We start from the raw sequence: 13,284 nt of genomic DNA on the forward strand, positions 1-13,284 counted from the left end.
CAGTCGAGTAAGGCTTCCGCCCCTCGACCTGCAACAGTGCAGTGAAGTCTGCCGAGGGACGCGACCAAGGGTTAATGGTCGTTTGCCCTCGGTGCGACTAGACTGCGCCGCGAGTTTCGATCCTTCATGCCGCCCGGAGCGGCATGATTCAGCCAGAGGCACCAGAGTGGTGGCTCGGCCAGTTCTGAGGAGTACGCATGGCTGTCTACAACTACGACGTGGTAGTGCTGGGTTCGGGCCCGGCGGGTGAAGGCGCGGCAATGAACGCTGCCAAGGCCGGGCGTAAGGTGGCAATGGTCGACAGCCGTCGGCAGGTCGGCGGCAACTGCACGCACCTGGGCACGATCCCGTCGAAGGCCCTGCGTCACTCGGTCAAACAGATCATCCAGTTCAACACCAACCCGATGTTCCGCGCCATCGGCGAGCCACGCTGGTTCTCGTTCCCGGACGTTCTGAAGAACGCCGAGAAGGTCATCAACAAGCAAGTGGCGTCGCGCACCGGTTACTACGCGCGCAACCGTGTCGACGTGTTTTTCGGCACCGGCAGCTTCGCCGACGAGCGCAGCATTGATGTTGTGTGCAACACCGGCGTCGTGGAAAAACTGGTTGCCAACCAGATCATCATCGCCACCGGCTCGCGGCCTTATCGGCCCGCCGATATCGACTTTTCCCACAAGCGCATCTACGACAGCGACACCATCCTCAGCCTGGGTCACACCCCGCGCAAACTGATCATCTACGGTGCAGGCGTCATCGGCTGCGAATACGCGTCCATCTTCAGTGGCCTCGGCGTCGAGATCGAACTGATCGACAACCGTGACCAACTGCTGAGCTTCCTCGACTCGGAAATCTCCCAGGGCCTGAGCTATCACTTCAGCAACAACAACGTGATGGTTCGCCACAACGAGGAATACGAGCGCGTTGAAGGGCTGGACAACGGTGTGATCCTGCACCTCAAGTCCGGCAAGAAGGTCAAGGCCGACGCCTTGCTGTGGTGTAACGGCCGTACCGGCAACACCGACAAGCTGGGTCTGGAAAACGTCGGCATCAAGGCCAACGGTCGCGGTCAGATCGATGTCGACGAAGCCTACCGCACCAGCCAGCCGAACATTTATGGTGCAGGCGACGTAATTGGCTGGCCGAGTCTGGCCAGTGCGGCCTATGACCAGGGTCGGTCGGCCTCGGGCAGCGCGGTGGACAACGGCGCGTGGCGCTTCGTCAACGACGTGCCGACCGGGATCTACACCATCCCCGAGATCAGCTCGATCGGTCAGAACGAGCATGACCTGACCGTGGCCAAAGTGCCGTACGAAGTGGGCAAGGCGTTTTTCAAGAGCATGGCCCGCGCGCAGATCTCCAACGAGCCGGTCGGCATGCTGAAGATCCTGTTTCACCGGGAAACCCTGCAGATCCTCGGCGTGCACTGCTTCGGCGACCAGGCATCGGAGATCGTGCACATCGGTCAGGCGATCATGAACCAGCCGGGAGAGGCGAACACCATCAAGTATTTCGTCAACACCACGTTCAACTACCCGACCATGGCCGAGGCCTATCGGGTAGCGGCGTACGACGGCCTCAACCGGCTTTTTTGAGCGGCTCCGGCCGGTGGCCTGAGCCGGCCGGGGAGACCGATTTCAGTACTTCCCAAGGGTGGCGCTGGCCAAACCGGGAAAGTCTGTAATCAGGCTGTCAACGCCGAAGTCGGCGAGTCTGCGCATAAGCGCGGGCTCGTTGACTGTCCACACCGACACATGCAGGCCCTGATTCTGGGCTTTCTTCAAGCGCTCGGGCGTGCACAGCGTCCAGTTCAGCGCGAGTATCTCGCAGCCGTAGCCCTGAGCCACTTTCAGCGGGTCGAGCCAGGCGTATTCCGCCACCAGCCCGCGCGAAATGTCTGGCGTCAGTTCCAAAGCCGCGCGCAGCACTTCTCGGGAACTCGACGTGATCGTTACTTTCTCCAGCAGTCCGTGGCGCTGAGCCATTTCGCGGATGGCCAGCACGGTCGTTGCGGCACGGGTGCGTGACGCGCTTTTGACTTCCAGCTGCCAGTGATCGAAGGGGCATTTCTCGAACAGTTCTTCCAGGCGCGGAATGGGGCAGGGCTGCACCCAGCCCGGGCCGCCCTTGCGCGCGTCGTAGGTCACCAGATCAGCGGCGTCGTGTTCGACGACTTTGCCGCGCCGGTCGGTGGTGCGCTTGAGGGTAGGGTCATGGATCACCATCAGCTCGCCATCGCGGGACAGGTGCAGGTCCAGTTCGCAGCGTTTGACGCCGTGTTTGAGGCATTCCTGAAAGCTGGTCAGGGTGTTTTCCGGTGCTTCGCCCTTGGCGCCGCGGTGGCCGTAAATAAGGGTCACAATCACTCCTTGGTAAGGGAATAAATCGCTCTGAAATAAAGTCGAGCTTGAAGTGGCGCTGGAATCAGTAGGGCTTTACGTCGGGGTCACTTTGCTCACGGGCCAGTCGCCTCTGAGCGGCTTGTCGTTGCAGGATGTGTCGGGCCAGCAGCTGGCGCTGGGCATCGGTGAGGTCGATCCACTCCGTGCCGACGTCAAAATCGCCGATGGTCAAGGCATGGCACTGCGTCACCCGCGCGCGCAGCATCATCCCGGATGCCTGCGGCATCAGCACCATTTTCACCGACAGCAGGGTGCCGGGCTGGAAGGGTTGAGGGGTTTCGAATTGCAGGCCGCCCTCGGACATGATCACGCGCTGCGGGGCGCCGAGCTTGCCCAGTGCGGTGTGCGCAACCACTTGGCCGAGCAGGTCGATGCGTTTGCTCATCGCCCTAAGGAAGCTGTTGGTGGTGCGGTCGCGATCATCCAGCTGACGCAGCAGGTGCTGGGATTCGAACTCAGCGACGTGCAATTCGCTCAGCAGATCGAAGAGCGTCGAAGTGTCGTGATGGCCAGGTTCGTCTCCCGTGCCGGGGCCGGCAATCCGGTTAATTTCCAGTGCGACGCTGTCCTCGATACGGTAGTATTCGCGGCGTTCTTCTTCATCTAGTGTCGGCATGGCGAACCCATGGTAGCGGCGGTTGTCAGAGTGATTGCTCAAGATCATAGCTCAGCTTTCCGAGCATGATTCGGCGGTGATTCGAGTGTAAAGCCGCTTGCCCCAGGCCCGCCACAAGCACGTTCCCATTCCTCCGAACAAGCGCCTAAATGTTCAGACCTCTTTTTGTATTCATCGGCACGCGCTACACCCGTGCAAAGCGCCGTAATCACTTTGTCTCCTTCATTTCCCTGACGTCGATGATCGGCCTCGCCCTGGGCGTGGTCGTGATGATCGTCGTGCTGTCTGTCATGAACGGCTTCGACCATGAGATGCGCACCCGCGTGCTGGGCATGGTGCCCCACGCCACCATCGAGTCCGGCGAACCGATCAATGACTGGCAGGCCCTGGCCGCTCGGGTCAAACAGAACAAACAGGTCGAAGCCGTTGCGCCGTTCACCCAGATGCAAGGCCTGCTGACCAACAACGGCAACGTGCAGAAGATCCTGCTCAACGCCATCGACCCGGCGCAGGAGCGCAAGGTGTCGATCATCGACGGATTCATGAAGCAGGGCAGCCTCGATGATCTGGTTGCGGGCGGCTTCGGCGTGGTGATCGGCGACAAGGCCGCGACCAAGCTCGGTGTCGGCATGGGCGACAAAGTCACTTTCGTGTCCCCGGAAGTCACCGTGACGCCGGCCGGCATGTTCCCGCGCATGAAGCGCTTCACCGTAGTCGGCATCTTTCATGTCGGCGCCGGCGAGCTGGACGGCTACCTGGGCGTCACCAATCTGCAGGACCTGGCGCGGCTGCACCGCTGGAAACCGGACCAGGTGCAGGGCTTGCGCCTGAAATTCACCGATCTGTTCAAGGCGCCGCGCACAGCGTACGAAATCGCCCAGAATCTCGGCGAGCACCAGTATTACTCCCGCGACTGGACGCGCACCCACGGCAATCTCTATCAAGCGATCGGCATGGAGAAATCCATCATCGGCCTGCTGCTGTTGCTGATCGTGGCGGTCGCGGCGTTCAACATCATTTCCACGCTAGTGATGGTGGTCAACGACAAGCGCGGTGACATCGCCATCCTTCGCACGCTGGGCGCGACCCCGGGCCAGATCATGGCGATCTTCATGGTCCAGGGCACGGTCATCGGTGTGGTCGGCACGCTGATCGGCGCAGGTGTCGGCATTCTCGCGGCGCTCAACGTCAGTTCGGCGATTTCCGCGCTGGAAGGTTTGATCGGTCACAAGTTCCTCAATGCGGATGTCTACTTCATCGACTATCTGCCTTCGCAATTGATGGCCCAGGACGTGCTGCTGGTATGCGGCGCGGCGCTGGTCCTGAGTTTCCTCGCCACCCTGTATCCAGCCTGGCGTGCTGCGCGCACCCAGCCGGCGGAGGCGCTACGTTATGAGTGAGTCGGGCATGAGTGATAAAGCTGTACTGAGCTGCCGCAACCTGGGCAAATCCTACGAGGAAGGTCCGGAATCCGTGGTCGTGCTTTCCGGGCTGCAACTGGAATTGCACCCGGGCGAACGCGTGGCGATCGTCGGCAGTTCGGGGTCGGGCAAAAGTACCTTGCTCAACCTGCTCGGCGGCCTCGACACGCCCACCGAAGGCAGCGTCTGGCTGGCCGGTGAAGAGCTCTCGGCGCTGAACGAAAAGGCTCGCGGCCTGCTGCGCAATCGCGCCCTTGGCTTCGTCTATCAGTTCCACCACTTGCTGGCCGAGTTCACGGCGCTGGAAAACGTCTGCATGCCATTGTTGATTGGCAAGACGCCTATTCCGGAAGCCCGTCAGCGTGCAACCGCGCTGCTGGAGCGGGTAGGGCTCAAGCACCGCCTGGCGCACAAGCCGTCGGAGTTGTCCGGCGGCGAACGTCAACGGGTGGCGATTGCCCGCGCGCTGGTCAACCAGCCGGGTCTGGTGATGCTCGACGAGCCTACCGGCAACCTCGATTCGCACACGGCCCAGGGCATTCAGGACCTGATGCTGGAACTCAGCACGTCGTCGCGCACCGCGTTTCTGGTGGTGACCCACGACATGACGCTGGCCCGGCAGATGGACCGCGTGTGGCGTCTTGAAGAAGGCCGTCTGGTCGAAGCCTGACCCGCACGATCGGTGTCTTTCGGGCATCGGCTTTTTACTTTTAGCTGCTTAGTTACGGTGCTCCACGAATGTTCAGACCGTTATCCATCTTTATCGGAACGCGCTACACGCGGGCCAAGCGTCGCAACCACTTCATCTCGTTCATTTCCATGACCTCGATGATCGGGCTGGCGCTGGGCGTGCTGGCGATGATCGTGGTGCTGTCCGTGATGAACGGTTTCCAGCAGGAAATGAGTTCGCGGATCCTCGGCATGGTCCCCCATGCAGTCATCTCCGGGGTGAAGCCCCTGGACGACTGGCAGCCGGCCGCGAAGGCGTCGCTCAAGGACCCGCAAGTCACTGCCGCCGTGCCGTTCACTGAAATGGACGGCATGCTGTCGTACAAGGGCTCGATGCAGCCGATTCAGATCAACGGCGTCGATCCGGCCCTGGAATCCAAGGTCTCCATCGTGACCCAGCACATCGTGCAGGGCCGGCTGCAGGACTTGAAGGCCGGTGAGTTTGGGGTGGTGATCGGCGAAATCACCGCCCGGCGCTTTCGTCTGAACGTCGGCGACAAACTGACCCTGATCGTGCCGGAAATCAGCAATGCCCCGGGTGGCATCACCCCGCGCCTGCAGCGTTTGACGGTGGTCGGCGTGTTCAAGGTCGGCGCTGAGCTGGACGGTTCCATGGCGCTGGTGAACGTTGCGGACGCCGCCGTGATCCAGCGCTGGCAGCCCAATCAGGTGCAGGGTGTGCGCCTGGCGCTGACCGATTTGTACGCCGCACCGCAGGTGTCCACGGCGATTGCCGCCGGACTCGGTGCGGACTACAAGGCGGATGACTGGACTCACAGCCAGGGCAGCCTGTTCAGCGCAATGAAGATGGAAAAGACCATGATCGGTCTGCTGTTGCTGATGATCGTTGCCGTGGCGGCGTTCAACATCATCGCCACGCTGATCATGGTGGTAAACGACAAGGGCGCTGACATCGCGATCCTGCGCACCATCGGCGCGACACCGGGCCAGATCATGGCGATCTTCATGGTGCAGGGCACCGTCATCGGCATCGTCGGTACCGTGATCGGCGGCGTGCTGGGCGTGATTGCCGCGATTAACGTCAGCCAGATCGTCGGCTGGGTCGAGCGCGTGACGGGCCAGCACATCTTCACCTCGGACGTTTACTTCATCAGCAATCTGCCGTCGAAGCTGGAAGGCAGTGACGTGGCGCTGATCTGCAGTGCCGGGTTTATCCTCAGCTTCCTGGCAACGATCTACCCGGCTTACCGCGCCGCGCAGATCCAGCCGGCCCACGCCTTGCGCTACGAATAGGAAATGAGGATGACCCGTCTTTTCGCCATTGCCCTGGTGCTGGGAGCAAGCCTCTCGGCGCAGGCGTCACCCGGCGAGCATTTCGCCTTCGGTCATCCCGCCGATGCGGCTCAGGCAACGCGTACGGTTGAAGTGACCTTGGGCGATATCTACTTTGAGCCTAAGTCGCTGGACGTGAAAAAGGGCGAGACGGTGCGGTTTGTGCTGGTCAACAAGGGCCGGCTGCTGCATGAGTTCAACCTGGGTGACGCGGCAATGCACGCGGCGCATCAGCAGGAAATGCTGAAAATGACGGCCAGCGGCATGCTGACCCCGACCGGCATGAAGCACGACATGGCCGGCATGGATCACGGCATGGCGCATGGCTCGGAGCAGGGCGCCGGGAGCATGAAACATGACGATCCCAACAGCGTGCTGGTCGAACCGGGCAAAACCGCCGAGCTGACCTGGACGTTCACCGACGCCACTGGCCTGGAGTTCGCCTGCAATATTCCCGGGCATTACCAGGCGGGCATGGTCGGCAAGGTGGCGATCAGTCAGTAAACGCTGAAAACCCGGTCCGAACCCGATAAACTTCGCGGCCTTGGTTTTTAACAGCCGCTTTTTAAGGTTCAGGTCCCGCCATGCATCCCGCAGCCGAACACTCGCCGCTGGGCAAGTCCAGCGAGTACATCGCCACCTACACGCCGTCTCTGCTGTTCCCGATACCGCGCGCTGCCAAATGGGCAGAGCTGGGGCTGACCGCCGAGACGCTGCCTTATAAGGGTGTCGATTTCTGGAATTGCTACGAGCTGTCCTGGCTGCTGCCGTCGGGCAAGCCGGTGGTGGCTATCGGTGAGTTCAGCATTCCGGCGGACTCGGCCAATATCATCGAATCCAAGTCGTTCAAGCTCTACCTGAATTCGCTCAATCAGACCGCGTTTGCGTCTGAAGCCGAGCTGATCGCCACGCTGGAGAAGGATCTGTCGGCTGCCGCTGGCAAGCCGGTGGGGGTGCGCATTCGAAGCCTGAAGGACATCGAGGCCGAGGGGATTGTCGCGGTGCCGGGCGTGTGCGTCGATGACCTGGACGTGAGCATTTCAAGCTACGACCGCCCTCAACCCGAGCTGCTGCGCTGCGATGAATCGCGTGTGGTGGACGATGCGCTGCACAGCCATCTGCTCAAGTCCAACTGCCCGGTGACGAGTCAGCCGGACTGGGGCAGCGTTGCGGTTGAATACCGTGGCGCGGCGCTTGATCACGCAAGTTTCCTGGCCTACATCGTCAGCTTCCGCCAGCATTCGGATTTCCACGAGCAGTGCGTGGAGCGCATCTTCATGGACCTGCAGCGCTTGCTGACGCCGGAGAAACTGACCGTGTACGCGCGTTACGTGCGCCGCGGCGGGCTGGACATCAACCCTTACCGCAGCACTGAAACGCTGACGCTGGAGAACGGACGTCTCGCGCGGCAGTAATAGCTCACTCACTTTCTGCAAGTGAACGCACTGTGGGAGCGACCGGCTTGGCGCTCTCACATGAATGGGAAGGGATGATTCAGATCCCCATGCTGCCCAGGGTGACCAATACATTGCGCAGGGTGCCGGCAATGGTGGGGTGATCGACTTCAAACCGCTCGACCGCCAGGTTGACGCCATCGGAGATACTCGGGTCTTGAGAGACTGTTTCGAGTTCGATCTGCGCCTGGATCTGCTCCATGACCTCGGTCAGATTCCCGCGCTCCTCCAGCGTCAGCTGCGGATTCTGCTCAAGTTGCTCGCGCAGCGTGTTGAGTTGTAGTTGCAAGTCACTGACGGACATGGGGTCTTCCTTAATCTGATGAGTCTCACGATGGACCGCAATGCGCAGGCAAAGGTCCTTTACGGTCATAGACTAATCCACTCCCGGCCGCTGTGCATGACCTCAGTCAGCTCAAGGCTTTTCTGATTTCTGCCGGCGCAGCGTGATATCCGCCAGACACGACTCCAGTTCGCCCAAGTGATCGATGACCGAATGCGCGCCGGCGGCATACAGCTCAAGGGTGGCGCGGCCGCGACGGCGCTCGCGATCCAGATCACTCAACGCCTCCCATTGCTCGGGTGACAAACCGCACAGCGGCCCGCAGGACGCCAGCCCGACCGTCCACAGTCCTGCGTTGATCCCGGCCATGAGCAGACGCGGATCGCCGCTGACCAGCACGCAACCGTCCAGTTGCCTGACGCCGAGGGTCATCAGCGCCTGCCAGCACGCATCAGGCGCGGGCCAGCGGTTGGTCGGCGTGGGGGTGGGCAGAACCAGAGTGCCGAGTGGCGCAGCCAGTTGGTCGGTGATAGAGGAGGGGTATTCATCGATCCAGGCGCAGGGAATGCCGAGCTGCTTCAGATGCTTCAACGCGTTGATCGCACCGGGCGCGAGCGTTGCGAATGGCTGGGCGTCCTGCGAGACAAGAGACTTGCCATCACTCCCGAGCAGCGTGCGCGCCTGTGCCCCGAAGTCGACGAGGCAACCGCTCAATCCGAACAATACAGCGGTGAACGACGGCGCAGCGACGGCAACTGGGGCGAGCATGGCATTCCCTCTCAAAGCCGATGACGCTAAGGGATTGCCATGACAAATCGATGACCGAACGATGATAGTGATTCAGGATGTTTATTGCCCTACAAAACACCGACCATTTCAGCGACGTAAATAGTCACAGAACGCTTTATACTCTCGCCTTTGGTTTGGGGCGTAGCGCCCACTTGATTACTTTGACTGGGAGTCTCAGCTATGCCCGAGAACGGTGCTGGCTTTATCAATCGTCTGATTCGAACGTGCGTGTGGGCCAGCCTGGCCGTGGCGCCGATGGCTGCAAATGCGGCAGACGAAGATCCGTGGGAAGGCGTCAACCGTGCGATTTTCCGTTTCAACGACACCGTCGACACCTACGCGCTGAAGCCCATTGCCCAAGGCTATGAGTTCATCACGCCGCAGTTCCTCGAAGACGGCATCCACAACATGTTCAAAAACGTCGGCGAAGTGACCAACTTTGCCAACGATGTGCTCCAGGCCAAACCTGAAGCCGCCGGCGTCGACACCGCCCGCCTGATCTTCAACACCACCTTTGGTCTGCTCGGCTTCTTCGACGTGGGCACCAAGATGGGCCTGCAGCGCAACGACGAAGACTTCGGCCAGACCCTCGGTCATTGGGGCGTTGCCAGCGGCCCGTTCGTGATGCTGCCGCTGTTCGGTCCAAGTACCGTGCGTGACGCGTTCGCCAAATACCCGGACACCTATACTCAGCCTTGGCGTTACATCGATCACGTGCCGACGCGCAACACTGCGCTGGGCGTGAGCGTTGTCGACACCCGCGCCAGCCTGTTGTCGGCTGAAAAGCTGATCAATGGTGACAAGTACATCTTCATCCGCAACGCTTACCTGCAGAACCGCGAGTTCAAGGTCAAAGACGGCAAGGTCGTCGACGACTTCTGATCCAGCGGTCTGCAAAACGATGCTAAAAAGGCGACCCGAGGGTCGCCTTTTTATTTTCGCTATTTTTCGAAAATGTGACGGAGTTCCGGGCTGCCGTCACTTCATCGCCAGAATCGTCAGCCCCAGTTTCTGCTCGCCGCCGTCGATGTCGGCGATCCACACCACCTCGGTATCGGCCTCCAGGCCCTTGAGCGCGGCGTGCTCGGAATCGATGCTCACGCTGATCTTGTCGCCCACCTGGAATGAGCGGGGCGCCTGTATTTGCATGCCGGAGCTGGAGAGATCCACGCAGACCGCCGGGATAATCTGGCCGGCGTAGATCAGGTTGATGTCCGCATCGACCCGCATGCGAATGTAATCCCGTTTTTCTTCGTAATCGCGATCGAGCTGGCCCATGGCACATCCTTTGTTTTGATTGCTGATTTAAGGGTTCTTATAACTCCGGGCGATTTGCGATGTAAAGACACCGCTCGGCAGCGGGGCCCGCTTGAAACGCCAGGCGGATGGGAGTACCGTCTGCGCCTTGAAGGGCAGCTCTGTCATGTGAAGCGTTTGACCAAAAGTCCGCTACCTGAGCCAGAGAGGCTAGAAGCGAATCCAGTACGCGGGCTGACTGCAACCAGCCGCCTACGCCAACCTAATCTGGCGCCGTTTGCCCACATGCAAAAAACCAGTGCCACGCTGCTGATCATCGATGACGACGAAGTAGTGCGCGCGAGTCTCGCAGCCTATTTGGAAGACAGCGGGTTCAGCGTTCTGCAAGCCGGTAATGGCCTGCAGGGTCTACAGACTTTCGAGCAGGAAAAGCCCGATCTGCTGATCTGCGATCTGCGCATGCCGCAGGTGGGCGGTCTCGAACTGATTCGTCAGGTCACCAGCCTCGCGCCGGAAACGCCGGTCATCGTGGTGTCTGGCGCGGGCGTCATGAGCGATGCCGTCGAAGCACTGCGCCTTGGCGCTGCCGATTACCTGATCAAACCCCTCGAAGACCTCGCCGTGCTGGAGCACTCGGTCCGACGCGCGCTGGATCGGGCGCGCCTGCTTCACGAAAACCAGGAATACCGACAGAAGCTGGAGACCGCCAACCGCGAGCTCGAGGCCAGTCTGCATTTGCTGCAGGAAGACCAGGACGCAGGCCGTCAGGTGCAGATGAACATGCTGCCCACCAGCCCCTGGGCCATCGACGCGTTCGAATTCGAACATGAGATCATTCCGTCGCTGTACCTGTCGGGCGATTTCGTGGATTATTTTCGGGTCGATGAGCGACGTGTTGCGTTCTATCTGGCGGACGTGTCCGGCCATGGCGCATCGTCAGCGTTCATCACCGTGCTGCTGAAGTTCATGACCACGCGTCTGCTGTTCGAGTCCAAGCGCGGCGGCAGCCTGCCGGAGTTCAAGCCGTCCGACGTGCTGGGCCACATCAATCGCGGGCTGATCAGCTGCAAGCTGGGCAAGCACGTGACGATGGTGGGCGGCGTGATCGACGAGGAAACCGGGCAATTGACCTACAGCGTCGGCGGTCATCTGCCGCTGCCGGTGTTTTACACCCCGGGCGACACGCATTACCTTGAGGGGCGCGGTCTGCCCGTCGGGCTGTTCAACGAAGCGACTTACACGGATCACGTCATCGATCTGCCTGAGTCCTTTAGTCTGACGCTACTGTCCGATGGCATTCTAGACCTTCTGCCAGGTGATACACTCAAAGAGAAAGAAGCCAACTTGCCCGAACTGGTCAAGGCGGCGGGGGGCAGCCTGGATGGTCTGCGCCAGACGTTTGGATTGGCCACGCTAGGGGAGATGCCGGATGATATCGCCTTGTTAGTGTTGAGCAGGAACCTTTAATGAGTACCGGTAGAATCCAGTTCGCCGAGCAAGATGGCACATTCGTCCTCAAGTTTGTGGGTGAAGTACGTCTGACACTGTGCTCGGCGTTGGATGCGACAATTGAGCGGATCTTCACCTCGATGAACTTTTCGACGGTGGTCATCGATCTGACCGAAACCCGCAGCATCGACAGCACGACCCTCGGTCTGCTGGCCAAGCTGTCGATCCTCTCGCGCCAGAAGGCCGGGTTGTTGCCGACAGTCGTGACCACCCACGAAGACATCACGCGCCTGTTGCAGTCCATGGGCTTCGATCAGGTGTTCAACATCGTCGGTCGGCCGATTCCCCGCCCTGAGGCCCTGAGCGACCTGCCGAGCCAGGATCAGTGCGAAGACGTGGTCAAGGCCAAGGTGCTGGAGGCCCACAAGATCCTCATGGGCTTGAACGATTCGAACCGCGAAGCCTTCCGTGATCTGGTCAACGCCCTCGAACACCAGTAGAAGCGCCATCAGCAAGATCAGTAACACGCCCCGGTCCTGAGCCGAGGCAATAAAAAAGGGCGGCACCCTCACAGGTGCCGCCCTTTTTACATGCCTGACGCGTTAGGCTTTGGCCGACAGCATCTTTTCCAGTGCCACCTGGTCACGGGCGAACTGACGAATGCCTTCGGCCAGTTTCTCGGTGGCCATGGCGTCTTCGTTGGAAGCCCAGCGGAACTGGCTTTCGTTGAGGGTCACGCGTGGCTCGCCGCCATTGCCTGGCTTGAGTTTCTGCACCAGCGTGCCGTTGTCTTCTGCCAGCTTCTGCAGCAGGTCGGGGCTGATGGTCAGACGGTCGCAGCCGGCCAGTTCTTCGATCTGGCTGAGGTTACGGAAGCTGGCGCCCATGACCACGGTCTTGTAGTCGTTGGCCTTGTAGTAGTTGTAGATGCGGGTCACCGACTGCACGCCCGGATCTTCTGCACCGACGTAGTCTTTGCCTTCGGCTTTCTTGTACCAGTCGTAGATGCGACCCACGAATGGCGAGATCAGGAACACGCCGGCGTCGGCACAGGCCTGGGCCTGAGCGAAAGAAAACAGCAGGGTCAGGTTGCACTGGATGCCTTTCTTTTCCAGCACCTCAGCGGCCTTGATGCCTTCCCAAGTCGACGCCAGCTTGATCAGGATGCGGTCGCGACCGATACCGAAATCTTCGTACAAACCGACGATGCGGTCGGCGCGTTCGATGCAGGCCTGGGTGTCGAATGACAGGCGTGCGTCCACTTCGGTGGAGACGCGGCCCGGGACCACTTTCAGAATCTCGCGGCCAATGGCGACGGCGAAACGGTCGCTGGCGACGTTGATGTCGTTGTTGCTGCCGGTGAACGCTTCTTTCAACCGTTCGCTGTTGCTGTCGCTGGAAGCGGCCTTGAGCAAGAGGGAAGGGTTGGTGGTGGCATCGACGGGCTTGAGTTTTTCGATGGCAGCGAAATCGCCGGTGTCGGCCACGACGGTGGTGAATTGCTTGAGTTGTTCCAGCTTGGAAGTCATGAGCGTGCTCTGTCCTGTGGTTGTGCTGACATTACCCGAGCGCCGCCGGTCACTCAAGGGCGTAA

15 protein-coding genes are annotated in these 13,284 nt (G+C 60.6%); 9 read left to right on the plus strand and 6 right to left on the minus strand.

Features of this window, described 5'->3' with window-relative positions:
- Window positions 1-197: 197 nt before the first annotated feature.
- Window positions 198-1,592 carry a Si-specific NAD(P)(+) transhydrogenase gene (sthA, locus tag AC07VF_RS22665; protein ID WP_122538030.1) on the plus strand — a complete coding sequence of 465 codons (1,395 nt, stop codon included), beginning with the start codon at window positions 198-200 and terminating at the stop codon, window positions 1,590-1,592.
- Window positions 1,593-1,634: 42 nt separating this feature from the next.
- Here the strand turns inward: sthA and AC07VF_RS22670 are convergent, their stop codons facing one another.
- Both AC07VF_RS22670 and AC07VF_RS22675 read right to left on the minus strand, forming a co-directional pair.
- On the minus strand, window positions 1,635-2,357 hold the full coding sequence (locus AC07VF_RS22670; RefSeq protein WP_282372716.1) for a glycerophosphodiester phosphodiesterase: 723 nt from the start codon (window positions 2,355-2,357) through the stop codon (window positions 1,635-1,637).
- Window positions 2,358-2,421: 64 nt separating this feature from the next.
- A complete protein-coding gene (locus AC07VF_RS22675) occupies window positions 2,422-3,015 on the minus strand; it encodes a PilZ domain-containing protein (protein ID WP_423574394.1) in 594 nt (197 codons plus the stop codon).
- Window positions 3,016-3,164: 149 nt separating this feature from the next.
- Here AC07VF_RS22675 and AC07VF_RS22680 point away from each other — a divergent pair, with 149 nt between their 5' ends.
- The 5 genes from AC07VF_RS22680 (at window position 3,165) to queF (ending at window position 7,873) form a co-directional block, all read left to right on the plus strand.
- Window positions 3,165-4,415, plus strand: a complete 1,251-nt coding sequence (locus tag AC07VF_RS22680; protein WP_108119677.1) for a lipoprotein-releasing ABC transporter permease subunit — start codon at window positions 3,165-3,167, stop codon at window positions 4,413-4,415.
- 7 nt (window positions 4,416-4,422) lie between these two features.
- Window positions 4,423-5,106 (plus strand): lipoprotein-releasing ABC transporter ATP-binding protein LolD, encoded by a 684-nt coding sequence (lolD, locus tag AC07VF_RS22685; protein ID WP_167355799.1) that lies wholly within the window; start codon window positions 4,423-4,425, stop codon window positions 5,104-5,106.
- Window positions 5,107-5,174: 68 nt separating this feature from the next.
- Window positions 5,175-6,419 carry a lipoprotein-releasing ABC transporter permease subunit gene (locus tag AC07VF_RS22690; RefSeq protein WP_495009032.1) on the plus strand — a complete coding sequence of 415 codons (1,245 nt, stop codon included), beginning with the start codon at window positions 5,175-5,177 and terminating at the stop codon, window positions 6,417-6,419.
- Between the two features lie 3 nt (window positions 6,420-6,422).
- A complete protein-coding gene (copI, locus tag AC07VF_RS22695) occupies window positions 6,423-6,962 on the plus strand; it encodes a copper-resistant cuproprotein CopI (protein ID WP_495009033.1) in 540 nt (179 codons plus the stop codon).
- Window positions 6,963-7,042: 80 nt separating this feature from the next.
- On the plus strand, window positions 7,043-7,873 hold the full coding sequence (gene queF / locus AC07VF_RS22700) for an NADPH-dependent 7-cyano-7-deazaguanine reductase QueF (protein ID WP_495009034.1): 831 nt from the start codon (window positions 7,043-7,045) through the stop codon (window positions 7,871-7,873).
- Window positions 7,874-7,952: 79 nt separating this feature from the next.
- Here the strand turns inward: queF and AC07VF_RS22705 are convergent, their stop codons facing one another.
- Together AC07VF_RS22705 and pcrP are read right to left on the minus strand one after the other, a co-directional pair.
- Window positions 7,953-8,216: a DUF4404 family protein gene (locus tag AC07VF_RS22705; RefSeq protein ID WP_074885178.1), complete on the minus strand. Its 264-nt coding sequence runs from the start codon at window positions 8,214-8,216 to the stop codon at window positions 7,953-7,955.
- A gap of 111 nt (window positions 8,217-8,327) precedes the next feature.
- Window positions 8,328-8,963 carry an HAD superfamily inactivated hydrolase PcrP gene (pcrP, locus tag AC07VF_RS22710; protein WP_282372707.1) on the minus strand — a complete coding sequence of 212 codons (636 nt, stop codon included), beginning with the start codon at window positions 8,961-8,963 and terminating at the stop codon, window positions 8,328-8,330.
- Between the two features lie 201 nt (window positions 8,964-9,164).
- On the opposite strand from pcrP, the gene AC07VF_RS22715 reads away from it, so the two are divergent.
- Entirely contained in the window at window positions 9,165-9,866 is a 702-nt protein-coding gene (locus AC07VF_RS22715) for an MlaA family lipoprotein (protein WP_282372706.1), read from the plus strand.
- A 96-nt stretch (window positions 9,867-9,962) separates the two neighbouring features.
- Here the strand turns inward: AC07VF_RS22715 and AC07VF_RS22720 are convergent, their stop codons facing one another.
- Complete coding sequence (locus AC07VF_RS22720) at window positions 9,963-10,262, minus strand: PilZ domain-containing protein (RefSeq protein WP_192174294.1); 300 nt, start codon at window positions 10,260-10,262, stop codon at window positions 9,963-9,965.
- Window positions 10,263-10,526: 264 nt separating this feature from the next.
- Between AC07VF_RS22720 and rssB the strand changes: the two genes are divergently transcribed.
- A complete protein-coding gene (gene rssB / locus AC07VF_RS22725; protein WP_282372705.1) occupies window positions 10,527-11,708 on the plus strand; it encodes a two-component system response regulator RssB in 1,182 nt (393 codons plus the stop codon).
- Complete coding sequence (rssC, locus tag AC07VF_RS22730) at window positions 11,708-12,190, plus strand: anti-sigma factor antagonist RssC (protein ID WP_037009276.1); 483 nt, start codon at window positions 11,708-11,710, stop codon at window positions 12,188-12,190. Before rssB ends, rssC begins: the two co-directional genes overlap by 1 nt.
- 102 nt (window positions 12,191-12,292) lie before the next feature.
- Here rssC and tal read toward each other — a convergent pair whose 3' ends face one another.
- On the minus strand, window positions 12,293-13,219 hold the full coding sequence (tal, locus tag AC07VF_RS22735) for a transaldolase (protein WP_346629666.1): 927 nt from the start codon (window positions 13,217-13,219) through the stop codon (window positions 12,293-12,295).
- Window positions 13,220-13,284 lie beyond the last annotated feature (65 nt).

The sequence above is a fragment of the Pseudomonas sp. GW821-FHT02H06 genome, from assembly GCF_059421525.1.

Excerpts from the sequence above, each read along its gene's own strand:
- sthA (WP_122538030.1), top strand. The coding sequence starts at position 198 with ATGGCTGTCTACAACTACGACGTGGTAGTGCTGGGTTCGGGCCCGGCG.
- AC07VF_RS22675 (WP_423574394.1), bottom strand. The coding sequence starts at position 3,015 with ATGCCGACACTAGATGAAGAAGAACGCCGCGAATACTACCGTATCGAG.
- AC07VF_RS22680 (WP_108119677.1), top strand. The coding sequence starts at position 3,165 with ATGTTCAGACCTCTTTTTGTATTCATCGGCACGCGCTACACCCGTGCA.
- lolD (WP_167355799.1), top strand. The coding sequence starts at position 4,423 with ATGAGTGATAAAGCTGTACTGAGCTGCCGCAACCTGGGCAAATCCTAC.
- AC07VF_RS22690 (WP_495009032.1), top strand. The coding sequence starts at position 5,175 with ATGTTCAGACCGTTATCCATCTTTATCGGAACGCGCTACACGCGGGCC.
- copI (WP_495009033.1), top strand. The coding sequence starts at position 6,423 with ATGAGGATGACCCGTCTTTTCGCCATTGCCCTGGTGCTGGGAGCAAGC.
- queF (WP_495009034.1), top strand. The coding sequence starts at position 7,043 with ATGCATCCCGCAGCCGAACACTCGCCGCTGGGCAAGTCCAGCGAGTAC.
- AC07VF_RS22705 (WP_074885178.1), bottom strand. The coding sequence starts at position 8,216 with ATGTCCGTCAGTGACTTGCAACTACAACTCAACACGCTGCGCGAGCAA.
- pcrP (WP_282372707.1), bottom strand. The coding sequence starts at position 8,963 with ATGCTCGCCCCAGTTGCCGTCGCTGCGCCGTCGTTCACCGCTGTATTG.
- AC07VF_RS22715 (WP_282372706.1), top strand. The coding sequence starts at position 9,165 with ATGCCCGAGAACGGTGCTGGCTTTATCAATCGTCTGATTCGAACGTGC.
- AC07VF_RS22720 (WP_192174294.1), bottom strand. The coding sequence starts at position 10,262 with ATGGGCCAGCTCGATCGCGATTACGAAGAAAAACGGGATTACATTCGC.
- rssB (WP_282372705.1), top strand. The coding sequence starts at position 10,527 with ATGCAAAAAACCAGTGCCACGCTGCTGATCATCGATGACGACGAAGTA.
- rssC (WP_037009276.1), top strand. The coding sequence starts at position 11,708 with ATGAGTACCGGTAGAATCCAGTTCGCCGAGCAAGATGGCACATTCGTC.
- tal (WP_346629666.1), bottom strand. The coding sequence starts at position 13,219 with ATGACTTCCAAGCTGGAACAACTCAAGCAATTCACCACCGTCGTGGCC.